This is a genomic window from Maledivibacter sp., assembly GCA_025210375.1.
GTDB lineage: Bacteria > Bacillota > Clostridia > Peptostreptococcales > Caminicellaceae > JAOASB01.
In genome coordinates, this window is sequence record JAOASB010000002.1 from 47,908 (window position 1) to 74,883 (window position 26,976).

Annotated in this window: 30 protein-coding genes, 2 tRNA genes and 1 other RNA gene; 31 read left to right on the forward strand and 2 right to left on the reverse strand. The window is 32.3% G+C overall.

Annotated elements, in window-relative coordinates; genetic code table 11:
* Positions 1-42: 42 nt before the first annotated feature.
* On the reverse strand, positions 43-834 hold the full coding sequence (locus tag N4A68_00385; protein ID MCT4562776.1) for an acetoacetate decarboxylase family protein: 792 nt from the start codon (positions 832-834) through the stop codon (positions 43-45).
* 153 nt (positions 835-987) lie between these two features.
* Here N4A68_00385 and N4A68_00390 point away from each other — a divergent pair, with 153 nt between their 5' ends.
* Positions 988-1,773, forward strand: a complete 786-nt coding sequence (locus N4A68_00390) for an AraC family transcriptional regulator (protein MCT4562777.1) — start codon at positions 988-990, stop codon at positions 1,771-1,773.
* 288 nt (positions 1,774-2,061) lie between these two features.
* Here N4A68_00390 and N4A68_00395 read toward each other — a convergent pair.
* Positions 2,062-2,148 (reverse strand) — tRNA-Leu (locus tag N4A68_00395).
* Between the two features lie 149 nt (positions 2,149-2,297).
* Here N4A68_00395 and N4A68_00400 point away from each other — a divergent pair.
* The 30 genes from N4A68_00400 (at position 2,298) to N4A68_00545 (ending at position 26,967) form a co-directional block, all read left to right on the forward strand.
* Positions 2,298-3,254 carry a metal-dependent hydrolase gene (locus N4A68_00400; GenBank protein MCT4562778.1) on the forward strand — a complete coding sequence of 319 codons (957 nt, stop codon included), beginning with the start codon at positions 2,298-2,300 and terminating at the stop codon, positions 3,252-3,254.
* 727 nt (positions 3,255-3,981) lie between these two features.
* Positions 3,982-4,569 (forward strand): sigma-70 family RNA polymerase sigma factor, encoded by a 588-nt coding sequence (locus N4A68_00405; protein ID MCT4562779.1) that lies wholly within the window; start codon positions 3,982-3,984, stop codon positions 4,567-4,569.
* Positions 4,570-4,596: 27 nt separating this feature from the next.
* Positions 4,597-5,697: a DUF4349 domain-containing protein gene (locus N4A68_00410; GenBank protein ID MCT4562780.1), complete on the forward strand. Its 1,101-nt coding sequence runs from the start codon at positions 4,597-4,599 to the stop codon at positions 5,695-5,697.
* Between the two features lie 151 nt (positions 5,698-5,848).
* Positions 5,849-6,601, forward strand: a complete 753-nt coding sequence (locus N4A68_00415; GenBank protein ID MCT4562781.1) for an SIMPL domain-containing protein — start codon at positions 5,849-5,851, stop codon at positions 6,599-6,601.
* Between the two features lie 344 nt (positions 6,602-6,945).
* Positions 6,946-9,630 carry a DNA polymerase I gene (polA, locus tag N4A68_00420; GenBank protein ID MCT4562782.1) on the forward strand — a complete coding sequence of 895 codons (2,685 nt, stop codon included), beginning with the start codon at positions 6,946-6,948 and terminating at the stop codon, positions 9,628-9,630.
* 16 nt (positions 9,631-9,646) lie between these two features.
* The gene (coaE, locus tag N4A68_00425; protein ID MCT4562783.1) at positions 9,647-10,249 is read left to right on the forward strand and encodes a dephospho-CoA kinase; all 603 of its coding nucleotides are present in this window, start codon (positions 9,647-9,649) and stop codon (positions 10,247-10,249) included.
* Positions 10,250-10,258: 9 nt separating this feature from the next.
* A complete protein-coding gene (locus N4A68_00430) occupies positions 10,259-10,834 on the forward strand; it encodes a lytic transglycosylase domain-containing protein (protein ID MCT4562784.1) in 576 nt (191 codons plus the stop codon).
* Positions 10,835-11,255: 421 nt separating this feature from the next.
* The gene (locus N4A68_00435) at positions 11,256-12,293 is read left to right on the forward strand and encodes a nicotinate phosphoribosyltransferase (GenBank protein ID MCT4562785.1); all 1,038 of its coding nucleotides are present in this window, start codon (positions 11,256-11,258) and stop codon (positions 12,291-12,293) included.
* Between the two features lie 162 nt (positions 12,294-12,455).
* Positions 12,456-12,541 (forward strand) — tRNA-Leu (locus N4A68_00440).
* Positions 12,542-12,735: non-coding RNA, 6S RNA (ssrS, locus tag N4A68_00445), on the forward strand.
* Between the two features lie 406 nt (positions 12,736-13,141).
* Complete coding sequence (locus N4A68_00450) at positions 13,142-13,687, forward strand: hypothetical protein (GenBank protein MCT4562786.1); 546 nt, start codon at positions 13,142-13,144, stop codon at positions 13,685-13,687.
* Between the two features lie 166 nt (positions 13,688-13,853).
* Entirely contained in the window at positions 13,854-14,405 is a 552-nt protein-coding gene (locus N4A68_00455; GenBank protein ID MCT4562787.1) for a hypothetical protein, read from the forward strand.
* 303 nt (positions 14,406-14,708) lie between these two features.
* A complete protein-coding gene (locus N4A68_00460; protein MCT4562788.1) occupies positions 14,709-14,831 on the forward strand; it encodes a hypothetical protein in 123 nt (40 codons plus the stop codon).
* Between the two features lie 27 nt (positions 14,832-14,858).
* Positions 14,859-15,410, forward strand: coding sequence for an N-acetyltransferase (locus N4A68_00465; GenBank protein MCT4562789.1), 552 nt, complete (start codon positions 14,859-14,861; stop codon positions 15,408-15,410).
* Between the two features lie 99 nt (positions 15,411-15,509).
* The gene (locus tag N4A68_00470; GenBank protein MCT4562790.1) at positions 15,510-16,298 is read left to right on the forward strand and encodes a metallophosphoesterase; all 789 of its coding nucleotides are present in this window, start codon (positions 15,510-15,512) and stop codon (positions 16,296-16,298) included.
* Positions 16,299-16,401: 103 nt separating this feature from the next.
* The gene (locus N4A68_00475) at positions 16,402-16,614 is read left to right on the forward strand and encodes a GrpB family protein (protein MCT4562791.1); all 213 of its coding nucleotides are present in this window, start codon (positions 16,402-16,404) and stop codon (positions 16,612-16,614) included.
* Positions 16,615-16,674: 60 nt separating this feature from the next.
* Positions 16,675-17,034, forward strand: coding sequence for a DUF952 domain-containing protein (locus N4A68_00480; protein MCT4562792.1), 360 nt, complete (start codon positions 16,675-16,677; stop codon positions 17,032-17,034).
* Positions 17,035-17,410: 376 nt separating this feature from the next.
* Entirely contained in the window at positions 17,411-18,082 is a 672-nt protein-coding gene (locus N4A68_00485; GenBank protein MCT4562793.1) for a DUF1905 domain-containing protein, read from the forward strand.
* Between the two features lie 54 nt (positions 18,083-18,136).
* The gene (locus N4A68_00490; GenBank protein MCT4562794.1) at positions 18,137-18,382 is read left to right on the forward strand and encodes a hypothetical protein; all 246 of its coding nucleotides are present in this window, start codon (positions 18,137-18,139) and stop codon (positions 18,380-18,382) included.
* A 270-nt stretch (positions 18,383-18,652) separates the two neighbouring features.
* A complete protein-coding gene (locus N4A68_00495) occupies positions 18,653-18,787 on the forward strand; it encodes a hypothetical protein (GenBank protein MCT4562795.1) in 135 nt (44 codons plus the stop codon).
* A 342-nt stretch (positions 18,788-19,129) separates the two neighbouring features.
* Positions 19,130-20,053, forward strand: coding sequence for an SPOR domain-containing protein (locus N4A68_00500; GenBank protein MCT4562796.1), 924 nt, complete (start codon positions 19,130-19,132; stop codon positions 20,051-20,053).
* A 30-nt stretch (positions 20,054-20,083) separates the two neighbouring features.
* Entirely contained in the window at positions 20,084-20,440 is a 357-nt protein-coding gene (locus N4A68_00505; GenBank protein ID MCT4562797.1) for a hypothetical protein, read from the forward strand.
* A gap of 4 nt (positions 20,441-20,444) precedes the next feature.
* Positions 20,445-20,882, forward strand: coding sequence for an anti-sigma regulatory factor (locus N4A68_00510; protein ID MCT4562798.1), 438 nt, complete (start codon positions 20,445-20,447; stop codon positions 20,880-20,882).
* 110 nt (positions 20,883-20,992) lie between these two features.
* Positions 20,993-22,240, forward strand: coding sequence for a 4Fe-4S binding protein (locus tag N4A68_00515; protein ID MCT4562799.1), 1,248 nt, complete (start codon positions 20,993-20,995; stop codon positions 22,238-22,240).
* A gap of 17 nt (positions 22,241-22,257) precedes the next feature.
* Entirely contained in the window at positions 22,258-22,593 is a 336-nt protein-coding gene (locus tag N4A68_00520; protein MCT4562800.1) for an AraC family transcriptional regulator, read from the forward strand.
* Positions 22,594-23,322, forward strand: coding sequence for a PHP domain-containing protein (locus N4A68_00525; protein MCT4562801.1), 729 nt, complete (start codon positions 22,594-22,596; stop codon positions 23,320-23,322). It abuts the gene before it with no gap.
* A 12-nt stretch (positions 23,323-23,334) separates the two neighbouring features.
* Entirely contained in the window at positions 23,335-23,877 is a 543-nt protein-coding gene (locus N4A68_00530; GenBank protein MCT4562802.1) for an ATP-binding protein, read from the forward strand.
* Positions 23,878-24,107: 230 nt separating this feature from the next.
* Positions 24,108-25,430: an electron transport complex subunit RsxC gene (rsxC, locus tag N4A68_00535; protein ID MCT4562803.1), complete on the forward strand. Its 1,323-nt coding sequence runs from the start codon at positions 24,108-24,110 to the stop codon at positions 25,428-25,430.
* A gap of 15 nt (positions 25,431-25,445) precedes the next feature.
* Positions 25,446-26,387 carry an RnfABCDGE type electron transport complex subunit D gene (locus tag N4A68_00540; protein MCT4562804.1) on the forward strand — a complete coding sequence of 314 codons (942 nt, stop codon included), beginning with the start codon at positions 25,446-25,448 and terminating at the stop codon, positions 26,385-26,387.
* A 1-nt stretch (position 26,388) separates the two neighbouring features.
* Complete coding sequence (locus tag N4A68_00545) at positions 26,389-26,967, forward strand: RnfABCDGE type electron transport complex subunit G (GenBank protein MCT4562805.1); 579 nt, start codon at positions 26,389-26,391, stop codon at positions 26,965-26,967.
* Positions 26,968-26,976 lie beyond the last annotated feature (9 nt).

Here is a 26,976-nt window from a genome sequence, read left to right on the forward strand (position 1 = left end):
AATTGCTAAAATTATTAATTTGACAGCTTTTTCTTCTACTAACTACTTTAAGTTAAGAAGGGGAAGTAAATCATCAACTGTAAGTGCTACAGAAAATCTATAACCCGCAATGACAGATGTGGGTCTTAAATTAGGGAGTTCTGTGTAGGGATGATCGAATATTTCCATAGAGGCTTCTCCCTTCCAAATCGGTGACATCTTAACATCCCGCGATTTAAGTTGAACAAGCTCATGGACGGCAGGGTTATCTTGTTTATCTTTTATAAGTTCTGGAAAGTATCTTACATTCACAGCCTTTGCAAAGGTTGGTGAAGGAAGGGAATTGGTTTTTTTATTTAGTATAACTTTAGCTTCAACTAATCGACGACCATTTACAGAGAGAGCAGCACCAAACTTTCCACCTTGACCAACAACGGGAGAGGCTTTTGAAGATAAATCATATGATCGTGTTATCCATGTTTCTCCAATCTGTTTTGGCCAACCTTGAATGAGACCACGGAGTAAAGCTTTGTCTTGATCAACCCAGATGAAGGGACAATATGCCACAGGAGAATTATTATAGCTGGCAGACAATAGAATAATAGTCTCGTGATATTGGCTGCAAACGGGATCAAGATGTTCTTCTCCTGATTCACTGGAGTATTGCCATTCAATAAAGTATGCTGTACATTGATTTGAAGCTAGTCTAAGACCTTGTGGTAAGAATGCTGCTGCATTTTCTTGATCTGTAAGGTATTCAACAGAGAGTACATTACCTACAAAATGCCATGGTGGCTTTGGGACAAGACTTGATTTGCCATGTGGTGTGCGTGGAAGGGTGTATCCTTTAATCATATTTATCCTCCTTTAAATTGAGTTTTCAGAAGTAATTATACTTGTATTTTATTACTGATAAGTAAAATTGTATTGTAAAAAATTGCATATAGCCAATGTCATAAATAAATTAGTGATATAATAAAACTATACATTTTCAATAGGGTGGTGCTTATGAAGGGGATAGATTATTATAGATTAGAGAAATTTGATATGATTGAAATTAAGACTTGTTCTGATGATTTACATGCATATAAAGAGCATCTTCATAAAGAACTATCAATTGGATATATCAAAAAAGGTGCAACTGTATTGAACGTTAACGGAAAAGATTACTATATTAAAGCTGGTGAGGCTGTGATTATATATCCATATGTAAGCCATAAATGTCAGCCTGTAGATATTAGTGACTGGTCATTTACAATGGTCTATATAGACGATGAGTTTTGTAAAGACATTTTTAATAATGTAGATATCAAAAATTCAATTGGAATAAAAAAATTAGATGACTGTGAATTGAATCAAATTAAACATTTATCCGAGGTTTTAAAGAGTGATGTAAGTAGATTTGATAAGGAAGTTGAATTAATAAACGCCTTTAGTGAGTTGCTTAATACATGTGATATAAATATACAACTTCAGAGCAGTAAAAAAATGAACTCAGTAAAGGGCTATATTGAAAAGCATTTTCTTGATATACTTCAATTGAAAGATTTGGAGGAAAGATTTGATATTGATAAATTTGCTTTGATTAGAAATTTTAGAAGGAAGTTCAACACCACACCAAATGCTTATCAATTACAACTTAAGATCGATTATGGAAAATATTTGTTAAAAAGTAGTAATAATATAGTTGATATTGCACTAAAATCCGGTTTTTATGATCAAGCTCATTTCACTAAAGAGTTTAAAAAAGCCTATGGAGTAACTCCCCTTCGATATTATAAAGCCATTCATTGATTGATGTAAATATTATACAATAATAATACCTTTATAATATTTCTACGAGGAGGTATTGATATGAAATGTATAATGATTATAGAATTAGGTTAGCTTCAACCCATAAGGATAAGATTAACTATCTTTGATTATGTATTTATGGACCCAAAGAGAAGGTTAATAAGTTAACTGGCAATTTGAAAATATTGAAATGATATTTTTAAAAGTACTAGAAGTTTTGTTAGAAAATCGGAAGAAAAATAGCAAAAAATAAAACAAACTAGGTTGATAAAACCTAGCTTTTCCAATTGGTGCCGAAGGCGGGACTCGAACCCGCACGAAGTTGCCCCCACTGGATTTTGAGTCCAGCGCGTCTGCCAATTCCACCACTTCGGCTAGTGACAAGTAATATCTTACCACAAATTTTAATAGTATGCAAGATGTTTTTGAAAAAAAATTAAATATGGACATGTCGAACTATGTTGAGAGGGGTTTATATATATGATATACTAAAATAGGTTAATAATAATTTTGGTGGTGATGAAATGGATCCAGTTACTCATGGGGTCATTGGGCTAGCAATCTCAGCATTTAATGGAGATCCTGTTAGTTTAACCAATCCCGTTAGCATTGGATGTGCGATAGGTGCTATGGCACCGGATATAGATGTAGTTGTTAGAATTTTTAAGGATGATTATCATTATTTAAAACACCATAGGGGACTTACCCATTCAATACCATCTCTTTTGGTGCTATCAGGTATAATTACATTTGGATTAGGAAGAATATTTGGGGATATGAGTCATCTCAGTGTTTTTCTTTGGACCTTATTGGGTGCATTTTCTCATACCTTTTTTGATATACTGAATTCCTATGGGGCTAAATTATTAGCACCCTTTACGGAAAGAAAGCTAAAGGCCAGCTTATTAATGTTATATGACCCTGTTATAACTTTACTTTGCCTTATGCTTATATTCAAAAGAGATATTAGCAATACTTTCTTGGTGGCCGTTTTCCTTGTGTTTGCTATATATATAGGGACTAGGTATGGGATGAGAAGGATGGCAGAAAGAATTCTTAAGGAACACTATTCCCATGGATATAAGCTGATTAAAGTAAATGTTCTACCAGCCTTGATAGCATTTCATAAATGGGATTTTGTAGTTGATACAAATAGTCACAATATAGTGGGTCAAGTGAATATCTTTAATAAAAAGGTTATTGTGAGGGAGAAGTTTAAGAAACCAAAGGAAGAAATAGTGGAACTCTTTAATAATACTAATGTGGGAAAATATTTCAATGATTTTTCCCCTATATTGCATATTGATTATTTCGAAGAGATGGGTAATCTAGTACTGAACATAGTGGATTTGAGATATTATCTTAAAAACAATTTTATGCATCATGCAACGGTTGTCTTTGATGAGCAAATGAATATAATAGAATCATTTTTCCAACCGTATGATATTAATAGGTATATTCCTGTAGTAGAAAAAATATAGACATAGGGCACCTGTGCAATTCCACAGGTGTTTTTATTTTGAAATACAAACAAACAAAGGGGACCTTAGTCGCCTTTGTTTGTTTGGTGGTGATAATGACATTAATAGCATAACTCTGTGTATCCAATCTGATGGTTATTTAGCTTTTGTTATGTAATCATTAAGAAAATAGAAAACTAGAAATACAAGCTATATATTTGGGGAAGAATTAATGGCCTTTATAAATATGGTATCAATAGAGCAAATTGTATAATTACAATCCTCAAGAACTTACTACTACATATAGTCTTAAATGCCCTAGAGTCATACCGCATTTATTGTGCAATTGTGCCAAGTTAGAATTATGCAATTTCCTCAATATATAATATGTTATATGGAGGTAAATTGTTAATAAATACAATATAAAATTTAAAATGAATTAGGAATATAGATTTTCCAAAGTTAAACTTAATTTATATATATCAAAATATCCGATGCTTCTAGGGAGTTTTGATGTGTATAAATTAATTGTTTAACTGGAATATCTATATAGGGTTTTCATAGTATAAGTTAAAGTCTATACTAAAATCCCTATATATTCTTTGGAAAAAATAAATAAAAAATAGAATTTTTTTTATTTATTTGGGAACTAATTTATTAATATACTCGTCTAATATATAATGGAGATATTAGACGAGTATATTAATTTTAGAAAATATTATTCTACATTCAGGAAGGAGTGAGTAGAGTGTCTGATTATGAAAAGATATTGATTGAGAAAAGCCAAAATGGAGATATAGAAAGCTTTGAAAAGCTGATAGAAAAATATCAAGTTATAGCCTTTAATATCGCATATAGAATGGTAGGAAATAAGGAAGATGCCAGTGATATGGCCCAAGAAGCACTGATTAAAGTATATAAATCAATAAAGAACTTTAGGGGAGATTCCAATTTTTCTACATGGTTTTATAGGATTGCAACTAATACGTGTATTGATGCAATAAGAAAGCTTAAGAAAATCAAAACTTATTCACTAGATAAGGAATACGAAACCGAAAACGGGAATTATAAATTTGAGGTAGCAGATAATAAATATTCACCGGAAAAATTATATGAGGTGAAGGAAAAGAAAGAATTAGTTCAAGTAGCATTGAATAAGATGCCTGAAAAATATAAAGCGGTGTTGGTCTTAAGGGATATACAAGGATTTACATACGAAGAAATAAGTGAAATAACTCAAAATCCTGTGGGCACTGTTAAATCGAGAATAAGTAGAGGTAGATTATTATTGAAAGAAATATTAATAAAAGAATCGGAACTTTTTCTAGAAAATTAAGTCTAATTAAATGAGAGGAGGGAAAACATGAATTGCGAAAAGGTTATGGAAATGTTATCACTTTATATAGATAATCAATTAGATGAAAAGGAAACAAGGGAAATAGAGAAACATTTAAAGAATTGTGAAAAATGCAGTAGGGAGTATGAAGACCTATTAACTATAAAAAAATTGTTATCGGAAACACCTAAAGTAGAATTGCCCATGAACTTTAAAGAAGAACTTCATAGAAAATTAGTTGAATCTTCTATCGAAGAAAATTCGGAAATTATAGATTTTAAAGAAAAAAGTGAGAAAGTGCGTAATAAGAAGAAATATAACTGGAAGATTTTATCCGGCATTGCTGCTGGGATTTTAATAACCGTTGTTTCGGTATCATCCTTAATAAATAATAATTTTGAGACTAAAGAGTACGCCAAGATGGAAAGCGAAGGGGCATCACCACAACAGGCTATGCCGTTTAATGTGGCAATGGATGAACCTAAAAGTTCAGATATAGCTACTAAAGAAGAACCTATGGAAAGCCATAGAAAAGCAGAATTGAATACGGACAAAATGGAATTTGCTTCTGAACATAGGGGCCTAGAAAATAAAAAAGAAAAAACTGCTGAAAATATGGGGATTACGCCTCAAAAGGTGATAATAAGTGGACATATTAATCTTCAGATTGCTGACTATGATGCTATCTATAATAAAATAGTAAATAAAGTTATCGCAAAGGGAGGCTTTGTTCAAAACTCATATACATCATATAAGGATTTAGGCACTAATGCCAGGGAAAGGGACCTTAAAAATGGCAGTATGGTATTGAGAATCCCTAAGACTGAATTTCAAAATATGTTTGATGATATAAGACCTATGGGAATTGTTACAGATGAAAATATCAATTCAAATGATATTACTATACAGTATATGGAAATTCTTGATTCAAGAAATAATTTAGGACTAGAGGAAAAGAAACTTAAAGAAGCCTTAGATAACACGAAGGATGAAAATGAAGTTTCTGATATAAATGAAAAGCTTGATAGCGTTGCTTTGGAAATTGAAAGATTATCTGAAGAAGTGCTAACACTAGATGACCTGGAAGCTCTATCTACATTAGAAATTTACTTAGATGAAGTGAAATAAAATAAAAGAATTTAAGCTAAGTGATTTTCTAAGAGATGTGGTATATGTCTTTGCCTAATATGTTGTGGGGAGGTGAGTATAGAAAAATATAAAGAATGTATATACCTAAAGAGATTAAATGAACAAAAATAAAAGAAAGGGTGATTTATTTATGAAGAAGATATTTTATATTTTAATGATTCCCATATTGATTGCAGGTTTGTTTGCTTTTGATAGTTTAGATGTGTTTAGTGGGAAGGCAGCAGCAAATGATTTTTCTAGAGAAGGAAATATTGTTGAAGTTAATGGCTTAGGAACTGTTAAGGTTAAACCAGATATCGCTTATATAAGTATAGGAGTAGAAACTTTTAATACAGATGCCAAAAAGGCTCAGGATACGATTGCTAGCAAGATGGATAATATTATTGGGGCTCTTAAGAAAAATGGAATCAAAGATGAAGATATTAAAACCACTGGATACAGCATATACAAAACAAATAGATATGATGCAGCTGGATTAGGTGAAAAAGAAAAAAGAACTGAAGGATACAATGCGAGAAATGTTGCACAGGTTACAATAAGAAATATTGATACAGTTGGGAAAATAATTGATTTAGCTGGAAAAGAAGGGGCAAACATAATAAATAATATTAGATTTGGAATAAGTGATGAAGAAAAATATTATGGGGAGGCTTTAAAGCTTGCTATGAAAAATGCTTCAGGTAAAGCAGAAGCTATACTTAGTAGCTTTGGGGCAAAGCTTGGAAAGCCATATAGAGTCAAAGAAAACAGCTATGGGGCTCCACTTGTATATAGAGAGAATGTCATGATGAAGTCGTCGATGGGAGCCGATGCATATGAAACACCTGTAGAAGCTGGTGAACTTGAAGTAACTGCAAATGTAGTTGTTGAGTATAAATATTAAGAGAAAAATTATAGAACCTCCTAAATGGGAGGTTCTATTTCTATATTTTATACATTAAAGAAGGATTTTGTGTTAAGATTGAGAATATATTAAAGAAACTTTAACTTAACCCAGATTATTCATAGAAAATTTAAAAGTCTACTTTGTCCTTTTGTTCCTAAGTAATTCATCGGATTCTTGATGTACTGTCGGGGTTATACCCTTGAACTTGATAAATGTCTTAGAAATCCAAACTACCCTAAATACTTTTAAACTCTCTATGAATAATCTAAGCTTAAATTTACTTCATAAATTTTGTATTTATTGATAAAATATTAGTACTGGAGTATTAAGGAGATGATGTTTTGAAAAAAAGGTTAGTAATCATAGATGGAAATAGTCTTATAAATAGAGCCTTTTATGCTTTGCCTGACTTGATTACAAAGGAAGGCATACATACTAATGGAGTGTTTGGCTTTATTAAGATGGTTAACAAAATAAATGAAGATTATAGTCCAGAGTATCTTAGCGTGGCATTTGACCTAAAGGCACCAACCTTTAGACACCTAGCATATAAAGAGTATAAAGGGCATAGAAAAAAGATGCCGAGTGAATTAGCTCAGCAAATGCCTATTATTAAGGAAGTATTAGACGCTTATAAAATACATAGAACTGAGCTTGAAGGCTTTGAAGCCGATGACCTAATAGGAACTATTGCAAGGCTTTGTGAAGAAAGGGATTTTGAAGTAATAATCGTGACTGGAGACAGGGATGCATTGCAGCTTGTATCAGATAATGTGAAGGTTATGATAACTAGAAAGGGTATTTCAAACCTTGAGGCCTATGATGAGGAAATGGTGAAGGAAAAGTATGGGGTTACTCCTATGCAAATAATTGACTTCAAAGGACTTGTAGGAGATAAATCCGACAATATCCCTGGAGTGCCTGGAATAGGAGAAAAAACTGCTGCTAAATTATTAAATCAATATCCTACTGTTGAGGAATTGATAATGAATGTTGACGATATTTCTAGTAAAAGGCATCAGGAAAAAATAAGAGATAATGCTGAGATCGCACTGCTAAGTAAAAGACTAGCAACCATAAAGACGGATATTCCCCTTGATTTAGATATTGATGAGCTTAGATTGATTCAGCCAGATTCAGAGAAGTTAATCGAACTGTTCAGAAAATATGAGTTCAATAGCTTGATAAAAACATTAACTAATTTAGATGAAGGTGAAGAAGCGGGAAAGCAAGAAACTGTAAGTACTAATGCTATAGATATAACTATCATTGAGAAAAAAGAGGATTTAAACAGGGTTACGAATATCATAAAAGATAAAAAAAGCTTTGCTATGAAAATATTTAAAGAAGAAAACAATCTGAGAAGTGATGATATTATTGGTATTTCCCTATGCCTAGATGAAGAAAATAATTATTACATAGATGTACAAAGTGACAAAGAATTACTGTTTCCTTTAAAAGAAGTGCTTGAGGATAAAGAGATAAAAAAACAAGGGCATGGACTTAAAAAAGAGATAATTTCATTACTCAGATATGGTATCATCCTTGATGGCATAGAATTTGACAGCTTTATTGCCGCTTATCTTCTTCAGCCATCTAGAAGTGATTATGATGTATCGGACTTAGCTTTAGAATATCTGGGGATAAAGATTAGCAGCCAAGAAGAACTCTTAGGCAAAGGTAAAAACGCTAAGAAGTTTAGTGATTTATCTAGAGATATCTTGTCTAGATATGGAGGGAACTGTTGCTCAATTGTAGCGAATGTTAGAGATTTACTTGCTAAGGAGCTTGAAAAACATGAATTAACTGAATTATTTAAAGAAGTTGAAATGCCACTTATTGAAGTTTTGGCAAACCTTGAATACGAAGGATTTAAAGTGGATCAGAAGGTGCTTAAGGAAATTGATGATGAACTTACTACTAAAATAGATGAAATCACAAGTGAGATTTTCTCTTTGTCAGGTGAAGAGTTTAATATAAATTCTCCAAAGCAGTTAGGAGTTATTCTATTTGAGCGTTTAGAGCTACCTGTTATTAAAAAGACTAAGACAGGATACTCTACAAGCCACGATGTTTTAGAAAAGCTTTACAAAAGACATCCTATAGTACCACTTATAATACAATATAGACAACTGGTTAAATTAAAATCTACCTATGTTGATGGTTTGTTTAACTTAATCAACCCAGTTACAGGTAAAATTCATTCAAGCTTTAATCAAACAGTTACTGTTACTGGTAGAATTAGCAGTACGGAGCCTAACCTCCAGAATATTCCTATTAAGCTGGAGATGGGCAGGAGAATAAGAAAGGTATTTGTACCCTTGGATAATGATCATAAACTTATAGATGCTGACTATTCTCAGATTGAATTGAGGGTTTTAGCTCATATGTCTGAAGATGATAACCTAATAAGGGCATTCAATGAGGATGAGGATATACATACACTTACAGCCTCTCAAGTATTTAACCTTCCCCTTGATGAAGTGACTTCTTTAGAGAGAGGTAGAGCAAAGGCAGTAAACTTTGGTATAGTTTATGGAATAAGTGATTTTGGGCTTGCCACAAATTTAAATATAACTAGAAAAGAAGCTAAAAAATATATAGACGAATACTTTAAGAAATATAGTGGAGTAAAAGACTATATGGACAATGAAGTTAAAAAGGGTAAAGAGATGGGCTATGTTACTACAATTTTTAAAAGAAGAAGATATATACCTGAGCTTAAATCAAAAAACTTTAACCTAAGATCCTTTGGTGAAAGAACTGCTATGAATACACCTATTCAAGGAAGTGCAGCGGATATTATTAAAATAGCTATGATTAGGGTATTTAATGAACTAAAAGAAAGAAATTTAAAATCAAAATTAATTCTACAGGTTCATGATGAATTGATTATAGATGCCCATAAGGATGAAATAGACGAGGTTAAAAAATTATTGAAGGATAATATGGAAGAAGCCATTAGTATAAGAGTTCCTTTGAAGGCTGACATGAATATCGGTGATAATTGGTATAATACTAAATAAAAATAAGGAGTAAGAAATGAAGGTAATAGGTTTAACAGGAGGCATAGCTTCTGGAAAGAGTACGGTATCAAGCTATTTGAAGGAGCTTGGTGCTATTGTTATAGATGCAGATGTTGTCGCTAGAGAAATAGTTAAAAAGGGTCAGCCGGCTTTAAAGGAGATTGTAGATTGTTTTGGTGAAGAGGTACTTCTGAGTGAGGGAACTTTGAACAGGAAATATTTGGGGTCTATCGTATTTAGTGACCCGCAAAAACTCCAGGTTTTAAACAAAATTACCCATAAAAGAATAATTGAAAATATTGAAGAAAAAATTGAACACTATGAGCATCTAGATAATGTTAAAGCTATATTTATCGATGCAGCCCTTCTAATAGAAATGAAGATGTATTTTTTAACCCATGAGATATGGTTAGTTACTATCAGTAAAGAAATGCAATTAAGAAGGCTAATGCTCAGAGATAATCTGTCCTTTGATGAAGCAATGGATAGAATAAATTCACAGATGGCCTTGGAACGCAAAAAAGAAGTTTCCGATGTTATTATTGATAATTCTAAGGACTATGATTATTTGCGACAGCAGGTAAAAGATTTATACGATTCTGTTTTTGGAGGTGCTTAATTGAGTGTTATTGATTTAAGAAAATATCGGGTTTTATTTTTATTTATTGCCATTTGTATAGTTTTAGGTGTTTTAATACTAGCAAGTAATTTTGTAATGAAAGTTCTTTACCCGTTACAGTATAGCCCTATTATTAACCGATATTCAGAAGAGTACAATCTGGACCCACTTTTTGTTGCCTCAGTAATCAGAGCAGAAAGTAAATTCGATACCAATGCAGTTTCTCCAAAGGGGGCAAAGGGTCTTATGCAGATATCGAGTATAACTGGTAAGTGGGCTTCTGAAGAATTAAGCATTCCAGAATATGATGAGAATATGCTTTTTAACCCAAATGCAAATATAAATATGGGTTGTTGGTATTTGAATAAATTAAAAAAAGAGTTTAGTAATAATATAAGAAATGTTTTAGCAGCATATAACGCGGGTAGTGGGAATGTAAGGAAGTGGCTAAGTGATGAAAAGTATAGCAGTGATGGAACTGAGCTAGTTAAAATCCCATTTGGGGAGACGAGAGAATATATTAAAAGAGTCAATAGAAATTATAAAATATATAAGTATTTATATAAAGATGAATATAAAGAATAGTTGTATTTAATATAGTTAATATTTTGAGAGATCCTTTTCACAAAGGAATTTTAATTAATTTATTAGGACTTATGAAGGTGATTATGCAATTTGCTCATTTGATATTATGTCATTGAATAATTTATAAAACTTAGGCATAATTGTTTTGCTTTTTGTTTTAAAAGACATTATTATATATATGAGGAAATTGCATAACTTTTACTTGGCTAAGCTACATAATATATATGGTATAGCTTTGAGGATTTTTAAAGTGCATGTAGTAGATGGTTTTCATAGAAAGTAATTATGCAATTTGCTCAGATAGTAAACCTCTATTATTCATATAAAATTTAGAATGGTTTTTACATTTTTGAACTTTCTATAAATAATATAGGGCAAACATTAAAATTCATAGCTATGGTTCCAAGAAAGGATTGGTCTTATGAAACACATGAAGAGTCTTGAAGACGTAAAAACCTTACATATAAGTGATGATAGAAGAATTCATTCTGCTACCCATGAGGAGATACTTAGTGGAGCAACTACAGATATCTACTTTTTAAGGACTCTTGATATATTGAAGGAAATGGATTTAGACAATGTAACCGTAACAGCTGAGATATTTCCTAGGAAATCTGGAATCTTTGCTGGAATAGATGAAGTGAAAAATATTCTGAAGGATAAGGATATTGAAATGTGGGCATTAGATGAGGGTGAAGAATTTAGCCCTAAGGACACGGTTATTAGGATTAAGGGGCCATATAGAGAGTTTGGAGCCTTTGAAACAGTAATATTAGGTGCATTAGCTAGTTCGTGTGGCTGGGCTACTGCGGCTAGAGAGGTAAAGGAAGCTTGTGGAGAAAAAGGATTTCTATGCTTTGGAGCAAGACATGTCCATCCAGCAGTAGCACCAGTGATGGAAAGATCTGCGGTTATTGGTGGAGCAACAGGAGCAAGTTGTATTTTAGCGGCGAAATTATTAGATATACAGCCTTCAGGCACATTACCTCATGCAGCCATGCTTATATCTGGAGATACAGCAAAAATTGCTGAGGTATATGATAGGGTAATGCCTCAGTCCCACCGTAGGACTGTTTTGATAGATACTTTTAAAGATGAGGTGGAAGAAAGTTTAAGGATTGCTGAGCTTTTAGGAGAAAACCTATATGGAATACGTGTTGATACTCCTAGTGAGAGGGGTGGAGTTACTCCTGGCTTAATTAAAGAATTAAGATTCAAGTTGGATGTTGCTGGACATAATCATGTAAAGATATTTGTATCTGGTGGACTAACACCTGAAAAAATAAGGATATTATCAGAAGCTGGAGCAGATTCCTTTGGAGTAGGAAGCTATATTTCTGCAGCATCCCCAATTGATATGACTATGGATATCAAAGAGGTACAAGGTAAACCAGTTGCCAAAAGGGGAAGGATACCAGGTTTAGTTGAAAATACAAAATTAAAGCATGTACAGCTATAATAAATAGAGAGTCCTTTCAACTGGCTCTCTGTTTTTATACCTTAAAAGAATGAGTGAAAAAATTTAATTTTAGAATTTAAAACTTAGAACTAGCACCCCTCTTGACAAAATACAAAAAAAGCTATATAATAATTTTTGTCATAAAGTAAAATTAATCATTATGCGGATGTGGCGGAATCGGCAGACGCGCTACCTTGAGGGGGTAGTGAGCAACGCTCGTATGGGTTCAAATCCCTTCATCCGCACCAATTAATCTGAAATATTTGTGGTTCTTATATTTTGAACCTACAGAACTTTTAAGGGAGTTCAAAATTTAGTTGTGGATATGTACCATTACGTGAGACCTCTATACGGCAGTAAAGGCGATAGAAGCACCTGTGAGGACACCCACCTATCGATGAGATAGGTGTCAAAATATAAGATACGGTATTTTGGATTACATAATAGCAAACATTTAAGGCTACTTATCCTTTCGGGTGAGTAGTCTTTTGATTTTGTATTAAAGTTTTCTAATGTAGTTCTTACCAATACTTTTAATCAGATAGCTCTGGCTGTAGATATACATGTTTTAATAATTCTAAGGGCGGCTTATGCGATGTATTATCATAGGGGCAACTATTTCTGATTAAAGAAGAAATAAAAAATATTTCAAGATTGCTGTAAGAACAGTATTAAGATGAAATTTTATTAAAGGGGGATATACTATTCAATGTAAATAATGTCCTAATATGCTATAATGTAACAAAGTCGTTTTATAGGAGTTGGGTGTTAACGAACTTGGTTGGTGGATGATTAAGTCAAAAAAACAATTGAAAAGCAATAGTATTTCACTGAGAGGGGAAGTCAGAGTGAAGAATAGAGATATCGCTTATATGGCGATAAGAATCTTAAGTATTTATACTTTTATTCAAGCATGTATTAATCTTGTTTATTTTATAAACTCTACAATTATAGTTGGCAACAATGGTATTAGCTTCTTGCAAATGTTTATTGGATTTTTTGGGCCTTTTGTTTTATTACTAGGATGGGGCATTTTATTGTGGATATTCACTGATAGAATTTGCAATTTTATTGTTGTTAGAAAAGAAGATATGAAGGATGGACAAAATCGACTTACAATTGAGAGTATCCAATCAATGGCCTTTTCCATAGTGGGGTTAATTATTTTTGTAAAAGCAATACCACAGGCTGTAAGAATAATTCCACAAGTTAAATTTTCAATAGGGGAATATGCATTGGGAAATGAACAATTAAGAGTGAAAATGACTTTTCAAGTTATAGAAAAAATACTTGAATTAATTATTGGATTTAGTCTTTTTGTAGGTGGGAAAGGTCTTGTTGGTATATTAAAAAAATTGAGGAATTTGGGATTGGAACAAGAAGATAAAAAGTAATAAGTTAAGAGCAGTAAATCCATTTACTGAGTGTAAAACTGCTAAGACGATATTCCCCGAGAACTGTGATATGGATGATGGTTCTTTGGTGACTGTGGAATCAAATATTTCAATATAATATGAACAGCCCAACAAAGGTGGGTTCTAATTCATGGGGGGTGACTGTATGAAGAAAAAGAAGTGGATTTTTTCAGTAGCTATGATTTTTATCTTGATAGGGTGTATATCCATAGTAATTATGTCTCGTCCAAAAAATGATATTACTTCAATGGAAAAAATGATTTCAAAACGGATTAAAGCTAATGAAACAGTCATGGTGTATAACGAGATTGTCATCGATGATTATAGACTTGATAGTTATATACTAAAAGATGCACAGGAGTATCAAAAAGTTGGCTATGCACTTTTTAGAGTAAATAAAGACGGTAACTATGAAATTATTAATGTTATAGATGCAGACAAAACTACTAAAATTGCAAATGATATTACTTTATATGAAATTTCTCAGTTAAGAGCAGGAGATTTTTCAATTAATACATCTTTATTTGTTATCAGTAATAATCCTCAGCTTGCTAAAATAGAACGAATAATGGAAAACGGAGAAATTAAAATAAAAAAAGTTACTGATAACCCATCTATTAGCTTTTTTGATGATTTAAATGAAAGTTCTAGAGTTAGATATAACTTCTATAATCAGAATGGAGACATATTAAAGTAGAGTCCAAAAGGAGTATTATTTTTATTCTATTATGTGTACTAATAACAATAATTTATAAAAAGCGATAGAATAAATTAAATGAGATAAAAGATAGTGTTAAAAGAATAGAAGATAAAATTCATTAACATGAATAAGTTTATTAAGGTCAGTAAACAGCATATAAAAATTAGTAGTGTATATAAAGCTGAATACATCTGATCTATCTATTACTATATAGAGTAAGTTAGTTGACTGATAGTTCTATGGTTACTAAGAAATAACTGATTTATATGAAAATAAATATTAATGATAGGAGCATATATAATGTTTTTAATTCAGATGGCAGGTTTTTCTGGTTCTGGAAAATCGACCTTAGCTAAGGAAATATCAAAAGTTTTTAATGTAATAAATATAATGCAGAATATAAATATATTGAATGTAGAGTAGATGATTTTGAACAGGGGGGGCAAGATAATGAAATGTATAATACGGAAGGAAATACTAGAAGATTATCCTAAAGTTAGAGAAGTTGTTAAATCTGCTTTTTTTAGAGAAAAAAAGGACTTGAAATTTAATGAATGGATTTTGATTGAAAAAATAAGAGAAAGTGAATATTACATAAATGACTTATCTCTTGTAGCAGAAATTGACGGTATGGTTTTGGGACATATCATGTTTACACCTATGAAAATAAACGGTAGAAATACTTCTTTTGTTTCTCTTGCTTTAGCACCAGTTGCCGTTCATAAAGATTTTCAAAAACAGGGTATAGGAAAAAAGCTAGTTAAGTCAGGAATAGAAAGTGCTAAAAATCTTGGATTTGAGTCTATTATTGTTATGGGACATCCAGAATATTACCCTAAATTTGGTTTTGATAAAGCATCAAAGTGGAAAATAGGGACAACAAATGATTTTAATGATAAGTGTCTTTTTGTATTAGAATTAGTTGCAGGAGGACTTGCAGATGTATCGGGAATAATCGAGTATTGTCCTGCATTTTACAATGAAAAAGGAGAATTGATATAGATTTGCAGTAAGCATTCTATGGGGCTATGGTGATAATGAAAGTTCTGGCTGATATCTGAGCCGAACTAGAAAATCTTTTAGAAAAGAGATGTATAACCTATGTTTTATATAGTTGGATTAATTTTTGTAATATTGATAGCTACTATAATTGCTTTAGGCACACACGTGGTTGAGGTGGAATTGAGGAAAATATCAATTAATGTTCCATCTAAATTTAGATATGTTCATATTTCTGATATCCACAATAAGTTGTCATTTGTGAATGGAAGGGTTAGTAATATTATAAATTCACGCAATCCTGATTTTGTAGTAGCTACAGGGGATTATTCTAATACTCAAGAAGGTTTACCAAATGTTATTTCAGAATTGGGTGATATTAATTGTAAGGTATTTATGGTTTTGGGAAACTATGAAAGAGAAGAAGAAAAAAATATCATCAAAAAGAGAGAAATAACATTGGATTTGTTAAAAGATGAAGTATTAAAATATGATAACCTTAAATTACTTGTCAATGAGGATGCGAAATTAAATTTAAATGAATCTAGGGTATCAATATATGGATTTGATAACTCAACCTATGGGAATGAAGAATATAACCCAAAGGATTTCAACTCAGAAAGTGATTATAAAATAATACTAGCTCATTCTCCCAACATAATCAATGTAGTTAGTGAAGAGCAAATAGGATATAATCATATTTTAGTTGGACATACACATGGAAAGCAACTTAATATTCCAATAAATAAAACTGCATATGATAAATTTCATATTGGATTGAAGAGATTAAATGATCATCAATTTTTTTCAATTAGTAGAGGCTTGGGGACTGTTAGAATACCGATCAGATTAAAAAGTAAACCAAGTATAGATGTATATGATATTAAGTAATCAAAGGACTCATCTAGAACCATTATTTTAGGAATGAATTTATTTCATAAAGAAAGATGAAAAGAGGAAAGAAGCTTTTGGATATAATGAAAAAAATGAGTTTATGACTCATAATTTATACGTTTGTCCACGAGATTCAGAAGAATTAAAAAGACATATTACATTTCGAAATTATTTGAGAACACATAAAGAAGAAAGGGAGAAATATAGTGAAATTAAACTACAAGCAGCAACAAAATATCCAACAGATATAGATAGTTATATTGAGGCTAAGAGTCCATGTGTTAATGAAATTTATAGGAAATGTGGATTATAAGCATTTTTTACTTTGAAAGTTATACTAAGAAGTAAAATAAATAGATAAAGGAGTAGTCATGTGATTATTTATACAGCTACATGTAAAGAATGGGATGAAATTAAAAAACAGACTGAGTTTACAAGTGACGATTTTAGTATAGAAGGCTTCATACATTGCAGTTATCCTAAACAAACAGTTCGGGTTTTAAATAAGCATTTCAAGGATGAAGAAAAAGTTATTTTACTTTGTATAGACCCTAGATTATTAAAATCCAAGTGGAAAAGTGAAGATTTAAAGGGAAATGGTGAAGAATTTCCTCACGTATATGGAAATATTAATATAGATGCAATTGTAAAAGTATTAGACATTCAGCCTTCAAAATATGGATTGTTTCATGAAAATAGCGAATTAAGAAGTATAATTGAATCTATATCATAACATAAATAAGTAAACATCTACTCATTATATTATAAATAGCATACATCGGTGAATGGTGGGTGCTATTTTTATTAAAATCAAGATGTATAATAAAGATAAAAAATCTAAACATATTTTAAATTGTGGTGTAATCGCAATATCTTATCTAATGGTTATTTTATTTTTTATAAGATATTTGAGTGTATTATAAAGGTAGATTAAATTGACTAAAAACCTATTCCTTTTTTGTCAACTCTACATACTAATTAAGTAATGTATAGGGGTAATATACTTCCTAAATCCAATATATATAATATGCTTAATTGTGCAAAAGTTAGGTTAACTAGTCATGGGCATTGAAATAAAGTAACTTAGCAATGAAGGGGGAAGGGAAGAGATGAAATATCAATTCATAGGGTATTTATTAAAAGCAGGAACAAGAACTTTTATAGCAATACCTTTTAATGTATGGGAAGTATGTAACAAAAAAGGAAACCTACCTGTAAAAGTCACTGTCAATGGTAAGAATTTTGAATGTAAGCTATTACCTAGGGGGAATGGAAACTATTATATACCCATTAATACAACAATACTTAAGGGGATTGAGGATGATAATGGATTGGATGTGTCCTTTGAGATAATTGCTGGATTGAGCCGAATTAACAAAAACAGCCCCTATAGTAGAAAAAATCCTATAAGAAAAATAGACAGCATAGAAAGTATTATTCAACCGCAAGCTGGGATGTGTGGACAGACCTGTGTTGCTATGTTGGCAGGAGTAACAGTAGAAGAAGTAATAAATGTTATGAAGGCAAAAATAGGACAGGCCTCTATTAGTAAAGTGATTGAAACTTTAGATTACTATGGAATTTCTCATTCGCCCAAGATGGTTTATATGGGTACGAAGATAAAAAAATTACCAAAATGCTGTATAATTAATGCCCGTGCTGAAAAAAGTAGTCATCTCTTATTGTTTTATAAGGGAAAATATTATGATTCATCATTAGGGTTGTTGAAGGAATACGATGTTCATAAAATTATCGGATATTTGGAAATTTATACTGAGTAATTTAAGATAAAAATATGGATTGTGATGACTTTGAGGATGTGAGAGGGGATTCGAATGATTAAAGAAATTATTGAGTTGTTTTTAGGGGAAAAATGGAAGAGTGTATATACTACACAAGATGTAGAAGAATATGCAAAAATCAAAGGAAAACTTATGAATGAAAACATTAAGGTAAAAACTAGAATGAATAACCGGTATACTAGTAGTAGAAGAAGACAAACTACTTATAATATTCTAGTTAAATCTGAGGAAGTATATAAAGCTAATAATATCATACACTATCAAAGGCGAGAAAAATGATATTATATGAGGATTAGGTATTTATAAGACAGGGTTACTTACCTGTCTTATTCTATTGTAAGACATTTCCTAGAAGAAATTTGGCTATAGTTCAAGGGGGTAGATGTTCCTAAATTTTCATTGGTATAATTAACAATCGAACCCAAATATTTGAAAAATAAAAAATTTTTAAAAAATTTTAACAATAAATATTTATTGAATCTATTGAATTTGAATAGAAAAAATTATATAATTAATGCAGAATATTCAGAAAAAAATGGGGGTATGTATATGACATCTAAAAGTGATTTCTTACAACAATTAGAAACGTTAAAAAACCATTATGATAAACTTAATGAAGATAATAAATATAAACTTCAGGAAGCTATACAAGTGGTTTTAACAAAGTTTGAAAAAAGAGTATAAAAATAATAAAACCAAGACTTTCTAGAAGTCCTGGTTTTATTATTTTATAGATATACTTCTTATAAGTCAAACTATAGATATTCCAGTTAAACAGTTAATTTATACACATCAAAAATTCCCTAGAAACATCGGATATTTTGAGATGTATAAATTAAGTTTAACTTTCGGAAATCTCTATATATGACCCACCAATAAATTTACATTTTGTTCTTTAGAATATAGACTAATCTAAAGAAATAAATAATATGATATAATATATGTAATTGAGGAAATTTCTATGAATAAGATAAAATCATGTAGGGATTACCTCAACATACAGTTTTATCTTAGGAGGGGGTACATATGAGACGAAATAGGACAAAAACCAGGAAAAAGAGCAATAAGAATTATTTTGTTATTATCACATTTGTAGTTTTATTATTTGTAGGGGCACCAACAATAGGTTATTTTGGGACAAAATACTTTTTAATACCTAAGTATATTGATAAACAAAAGAGTCAACCTAGTACTACTGTAAGTGCAAATGCTAATGAAAAGCTTTACGAGAAGATTGAGAATAAAGCTAAAGAGTCCGATTCCAATAAAAGTAAAGAAAGTAATACTACAAATGAAGAAACTAATACTACCACAGAGCAGTCATCACAGGAAAAACTATATACCCTTGAAATACCAGCGTTAAATATTTATAGTGTTCAAGTTGGAAGTTTCGATAATAAGCAGCATGCTGAAACTCAAGTAAAGGACTTAAATAGTAAGGGTTTGGGTGGATATATTGTTCAGTCCGATCGTTTTAGGGTTATGACTATGTCTTTTACAGAAAGAAGTAATGCAGATAAATATAAGGAACAGATAAAAAGTCATTATTCAGACGCTTTTATCGCACCTAAACAGCTACCTATTAGATCAATAAAATATAATGATAATGGTAAGGCATATAGTGAAGCTGCATCAAGCAATTTAAATGAGCTAAAAAAGTACTATGAAGATTTTTCTAGTTTCATAGCAAAACGGGATATGGCAAGTACAGATTCAAATGAATTGATTCAATTTGTTGATAGTGAGATAAAAAGATTAGATAAAATTAGTCAATCGATAGCTTCAGCAAGTCCGTCTGAAGACTTTACAAGCTTTAATAGTAAGTTCTCTAGTATAGTTGAAACTGCTAAGACAAAGCTAACAAAAGAAAAGCAGTCTAACCTTTCAGACAGAAAAAAAGTATTAGAAATATTTATGGAAAGTATCAATTCTTATCAGGGCATAATATAAATGATACCTATGAGGAGGTTAAAGACTTAAATGTTGATAGAAGAAATAAAGAACTTGTTAGATGCAGAGTTTTTGTCAGGAGAAGAATATTCTACGTTTGAAGTGAATGGAGCTTTTGGTTGTGATCTGATGAGTGATGTTCTGGCTTATGTTGAGGATAAAACCCTATTATTGACTGGTCTTACTAATCCACAGGTTATCAGGACTGCAGAAATGTTAGATATAAATGCAATAGTTTTTGTAAGAGGAAAAATTCCTCCGGAAGGTGTCGTTTTGATGGCAAAGGAAGTAGGTATTGCATTAATAACTACAAATCATTCTTTGTATACTTCATGTGGGATTTTATATAGCAATGGATTAAAAGGCATATCAATTGGAGGAATATAGAAATATGAACTCGGAAGAAAAAAATATGGGTATTAAATTGGAATATGAAGTAATAAAAGAGGATTTTGGAAGTGCTGGGGAAGCTTCAAGTAATATAAAGAAGGTTTTAAGGAAACTTGGTATTGATTCAACTATTATTAGAAGAATAGCAATAGCAACATATGAAGCAGAAATAAATATAGTTATCCATTCTGAAGGTGGTAAAATTATTGTTTATATCAAGACCGACAAAATCGAAATCATTGCTAAGGATAGGGGCCCAGGTATTAAGGATATAGAGCTTGCTATGCAAAAAGGTTTTTCAACTGCATCAAACAAAGTAAGGGAACTAGGCTTTGGTGCTGGTATGGGATTGCCCAATATGAAAAGATCCTGTGATGATTTTTATATTGAATCCGAAGTGGGCATAGGTACTACCCTTAAAATGATAATTAATTTATAGATTAAATCAAAGATTCTTAGTAGTATCTATTTAATTATAAACGAAGCATTTAGTATTTATTTTAAAGTGGAAGAATATGTTATAGTGTTTTTGAAAATGGAGGATATTAGATGGGAGACTATTGGCATTCAGTTACCTTAGAGGGTGAAAGGTGTAATGGCTGTACAGTATGCTTAAGAAGATGTCCTACTGAGGCCATTAGGATAAGAGATGGCAAGGCTAGAATTATCAAAGAACGATGTATCGATTGTGGAGAATGCATTAGGGTATGTCCATATCATGCTAAAAAAGCCCTTGCCGATGATTTGAAGTCAATCGAAAACTATAAATACAAAGTTGCTTTGGTTTCTTTACCTTTATATGGTCAATTTGCCCTTGATAAAGATATGAATCGTATTTTTAATTGTTTTTATGAGTTAGGATTTGATATGGTTTATGATGTCGCTTATGCTGCCGATATCTTATCTGTTTTACAGGAGGATATAATAAAAAAGCAAGGGCCTAGACCCTTGATATCTACGTTATGTCCTGCTGTTACTAGGCTCATTCAGATTAGATTTCCATCACTTATAGACCACATCATACAGCTTGAATCTCCTATGGAAGTAGCAGCAAGGTTAGCTAAAAAAGAAGCTATTGCTAAGGCTGGAGTAAATAGTGAGGACATTGGTATATTTTATATTACACAATGTCCAGCTAAAATTACAAGTATAAAAAACCCTATAGGTATAAAAAAATCATATGTAGATGGAGCAATTCCTATAGAGTCTATTTATACCAAGCTTTTAAAAATATATGATGACATAGAAATAAATAATAAAATACAAAGAGCTTCAAGTAAAGGTATTAGTTGGGCTAGTGTAGGTGGTCAAAGTTTATCCCTTGGACTTAGTAGTTACTTAGCTGTCGATGGCATTGAAAACGTTATCAAAGTTTTAGAAGAAATTGAGCTAGGGAAACTTGATGATGTTGATTTCTTTGAAGGGTATGCTTGTGTAACAGGGTGCGTAGGAGGCCCCCTTAATGTAGAAAATCCTTTCATAGCTAAAAACACGATTAGGCAAAGAGCTAATTGTTATGGGAATATACATGGTGAAAAATCTGAGCTTTTAAAAGACATTGAAGGACTACAGGTGAATTTAACAGAAGAAATTAAGCCATTAGGCATCCTAAAGCTAGATTCAGATATACAAAAAGCAATAGAAAAGATGGGACTTATAGAAAAGATTTATAAGGAATTGCCGGGTATAGATTGCGGTTCATGTGGTGCGCCGACATGTCGGGCAATGGCAGAGGATGTAGTAAGAGGTAAGGCATCCATTGAGGACTGTATAATAAGGCTAAAGAAAAAAACATAAAAATTGGGAGGAGAAAAATGTTAGTAAAAAATATAAAAGACAAGTTTGGATTCAAGGTTATAGCCGGGGAGAATGGTCTAGATAAAGAGGTTAAAGGATTATATTGCTCCGACTTACTTAGTTGGGTAATGTCCCATGCTAAGGATGCTGATGCATGGATAACTGTGCAAACCCATATAAATATTGTTGCAATCGCATCCCTATTAAACTTAGCATGTATTATTGTTCCAGAGTCCATAGATGTGGATGGGGATACGATAGAAAAAGCCAATGAAGAGGGGATAGCAATTTTTTCAACTGATATGGATAGCTATAGGATTTTTTCGAAGTTTTATGAAGCTGGGATGAGATAAATGAAATTATACTATGATCTTCATATTCATACTGCATTATCTCCCTGCGGAGATAATGACATGTCTCCCATGAATATTGTTAACATGGCTGTTATTAAGGGTTTAGATGTAATTGCAATAACAGATCACAATTCTGTAAAAAATTGCATACCCTGTCTAGAAGCGGCTAGGGATAAGGATATCCTAGTTATACCAGGCATGGAGATTCAGACAAAGGAAGAGGTGCATCTCCTTTGTTTATTTAAAAATATAGAAGAAGCGTTGGTTTTTGGTGCTAAGGTAGATGAACTGTTACCTAACATTAAAAACAATCGGGACTTTTTTGGTGAACAGCTTATTTTTGATAATAAAAATAATGTTATAGATGAGGAAAAAAGGCTGTTAATATCTTCTGTAAATATTAGCATATCTAGAGTATTCACAATGGTTTCACAGCTAAATGGAGTAGTTGTGCCAGCCCATGTAGATAAAAGAAACTATAGCATTATATCTAATTTGGGTTTTTTGCCCTTGAATATTGACTTTACAACTATCGAAATTTCTAAAAACTGCGATAAAAAGGATTATATGGTCAAAAATGCGTATTTAAATAACTACAATGTAATAATAGATTCAGATGCCCATTATTTAGGGGATATATCGGAACCAATAAATTATATAGATGCTAATGATAAGGATATAGAAGATGTTTTTAAGTATCTTAAATCTAAAAAGCAACCAATAACATAAGGAGAAATAGAAATGAGAGAATTATCAATGCACATTTTGGACATAGCTCAGAACTCTATTGTCGCAAATGCTTCATTTATACAAATAACCATTGATGAAAATCTTAAGGCAGATACATTAACTATTACTATTGAAGATGATGGTAAAGGAATGAATCAAGAAGAATTGGCTATGGTAACAAATCCTTTCTTTACAAGTAGAACCACTAGAAGGGTAGGACTCGGAATACCTATGTTTAAGGCATCGGCTGAAGCTTGTGATGGAGCCTTTGAAATCAAATCATCTAAGGGAATAGGAACACATGTAAAGGCCGAATTTAAACACAGTCATATAGATCGGGTACCATTAGGAAATATGGTTGATACTATGGTGGTTTTAATTACTTCCGATGTAAATATTGATTTTTTATATACCCATAGGATAAATAGCAATGTATATATATTGAATACAAAGGATATTAAAGAGGTACTAGGAGAAGTCCAAATAAATAATATGGATGTAATAGATTGGATAAAAGGCAATATGATTGAGGGCCTTAAGGAATTAACTAGATGATATATAAATAATCCCAGGGCATGTTAAAAATTTATTGAAGATTGACAAGAAAATTAAATAGAGTTACCATAGTAAATGAATTAATATTTAAGGCTAATTTTGAGGAATTTAGGGTAAATTTTTCTTTGAAAATTAGCTTGTATACTGTATACTAATATAGGGAACTTTAAAAATTTCTTAATTGTTGTTGTTGTTGTTGTTTATAATTACTTTAAGAGGAGTGATTTCATATGGGACTATTGTCATTTAGAGGAGGTGTTCATCCTCCGCACTTTAAAGAGCCTACTTCAAGACATAAGATTGAAAAGGCCTTAGAACCAAAAGTTGTCACTATTCCGCTTAGCCAACATATTGGAGCTCCTTGTGAGCCCTTAGTAAAAGTACGTGATACGGTTAAGGTCGGTCAAAAAATTGGAGAGGCAACTTCCTTTGTTTCTGCACCGGTACACAGTAGTGTTTCAGGAGTAGTAAAGGGCGTAAAAAAATGTATTACCGCTGGCGGCGAAGGGTTATGTGTAATCATTGAATCTGACGGGCTGAATACCCTTCACGAAAGCGTTGTGCCAAAGGGTGATATTAATGATTTAAGTGGGGACGAAATAAAAAATATCATCAAAGAAGCGGGAATTGTTGGAATGGGTGGTGCTGCTTTCCCTACACATGTCAAGTTATCTCCACCGCCAGAGAATAAAATCGATACAGTTATTCTAAATGGTGCAGAATGTGAGCCCTATTTAACAGCAGACCATAGGCTCATGCTTGAAAATCCGGATAGTATCATTTATGGTTTAAAAGCCATGATGAAGGTTCTTGGTGTACAAAAGGCGTATATAGGAATTGAGGATAATAAACCGGATGCTATTGAAGCGATGAAACAAGCAGCAAAGGATGAAAGCACAATCGAGATAGTTGGGCTTCATACCAAATATCCACAAGGGGCTGAAAAACAGCTTATTTATGCTTGCACTAAAAGAGAAGTTCCATCGGGTGGACTTCCAATGGCTGTTGGTGTAGTGGTAAATAATGTTGCTACGGCTGCTGCTATTGCTAATGCAATAAAAACAGGTATGCCTCTTATCGAAAGGATTTGTACTGTAACTGGAAAAGGTGTAAAAGAACCGAAAAATCTTTTGATTAAGGTTGGTACAAGCTTTAAAGAAATAATTGAACAATGTGGTGGATACAGCGGAAATATTGGTAAGCTTATTATGGGTGGGCCAATGATGGGACTTGCTCAGCATACCGATGAGATACCTGCTGTTAAGGCTACGTCTGGAATATTACTTTTTACTCCAGATGAGGCATCTCTTCCAAAGCCAAGTAATTGTATTAAATGTGGTAAGTGTGTAGAAATATGCCCTGCATTTTTACAACCATTATATATAAGTGCATACTCATTAAACAATATGTTTGAAACAGCAGAAAAATATAATGCATTAGATTGTATAGAATGTGGCTCATGTTCATTTATTTGCCCATCAAAAAGACCACTTTTACAATCAATTCGTGTTGCTAAACGTGAAATTATAGCCAAAAAGAGAAAAACAAAGTAGTTAGGGGGTAATTTGATGGATACTAAATTGATTGTTTCTTCATCCCCTCATATTAGGTCTAATGAAACGATAGGTCGTGTAATGAGGGATGTAGTTATAGCACTATTGCCTGCAACTTTAGCCGGCATATATTACTTTAGATTAGGAGCAGTGAAGGTTATATTATTTGCCGTATTATCAGCTATGATAACTGAAGCTGCATTTCAAAAGATTAGAAAACAAGAAGTTACAATAAATGACTGGAGTGCAGTTGTAACGGGATTACTTCTAGCATTTAATATGCCGGCATCTGCGCCATGGTGGCTGCCTGTAATAGGTGGAGTATTTGCTATCGCTATTGTAAAGCAATTGTTTGGGGGAATCGGACATAATTTCATGAACCCTGCCTTAGCTGCCCGTGCCATGCTTTTAGCATCTTGGCCGGTGGAAATGACTAGTTGGGTAACACCTGGAGCCGATGCGGTATCAACTGCAACACCCCTTGCTATAATAAAGGGAGCTGAGGCTGTTGGTGCAAAAGCACCTACACTATTCCAGCTTTTTATAGGTAATCATGGAGGATGTATCGGTGAAACTTCAGCTTTAGCCTTAATAATAGGGGGTATCTATTTAGTGTATAGAGGCGTAATAACACCTCGTGTACCTGTAATATATATATCAACTGTTGCGGTATTAACTTTTGTTATGGGTGGTTTTGACCCATATTTCATGGTTTATCAAGTATTGGCCGGTGGACTTATGATAGGTGCTATCTATATGGCTACTGACTACGCTTCATCACCTGTAACTCCAAATGGTCAAATTATATTTGCATTGGGCTGTGGAGTAATAACAAGTGTTATTAGGATGTATGGTGGATATCCAGAAGGCGTATCATACTCTATCCTATTAATGAATGTTGCAGCTCCGTTAATAGATAAGTACACAAGCCCTAAAGTTTTTGGGGAGGTGAAGTAATATGAAGGAAATAGTAAAATTAGGTTTGATACTATTACTAGTATGTGTTGTGGCAGCTTTGGCCCTTGCGGTAACTAATGAGCTTACTAAGGATCAAATTGCATATCAAAGAGATTTAGCTAGTAAAGAGGCTCGTATGGCAATTTTACCTACTGCGGAAAGCTTTAAACCAATAGATGAAGCTAAATTAAATGAAATAAAAAGTAAGAATGATAAAATAGCCGAAGTATTTGCAGGTTATCAAGGAGATACTATTGTTGGCTATACCTTTAAAACACTTCCATCTGGTTATGGTGGGACTGTGGAAATTATGACAGGTATTGATGTGGAAGGAAAAATTACAGGGGTTAGATTAGGTAATCATAATGAAACACCTGGTCTTGGTGCTAACGCTACACTTCCATATTTTTATGAACAATATGAAAACAAAAGTATAGATAAAGATATTGAAGTTTCTAAGGTAGAACCAACGAAGGATAATCAAATTCAGGCAATTTCAGGTGCTACAATTACTTCAAGTGCTGTGACTTCTGGGGTAAATATGGCGATTAATACCTTCAAAGAAATCTCAGGTAAATAATAGTGGAGG